A 232-nucleotide genomic window follows, 5' to 3' on the forward strand; every position below is an offset into this window, starting at 1 on the left:
GTTTTCGATTTTGCATCTGCAATGATGTTCAGGGTTGCCTTCGTGATATTGAAATCGGCTCCGGTGTAGGCGATGTCGTAATTTCCGCTTACGGCCAGTGTTCCCTGTTCGATGTCATAGGTTCCGATGTCTTCGCCTGCCGTTCTGGTTAAAGTTCCTGTTACAACCATCTGGTCATCGCCGTTGGCAAGTCCGGTAATTGTATAGGTCAATTCAGGATCTGTTGTTCCGT

At 47.8% G+C, this 232-nt stretch carries 1 protein-coding gene; it reads right to left on the minus strand.

Annotated elements, in window-relative coordinates; all coding sequences use genetic code 11:
* The coding region (locus ASG38_RS18450) for an MBG domain-containing protein (RefSeq protein WP_162239698.1) at positions 1-232 on the minus strand (232 nt) is incomplete at both ends.

It is taken from the genome of Flavobacterium sp. Leaf359 (genome assembly GCF_001423985.1).
GTDB classification, from domain to species: Bacteria; Bacteroidota; Bacteroidia; order Flavobacteriales; family Flavobacteriaceae; genus Flavobacterium; species Flavobacterium lindanitolerans.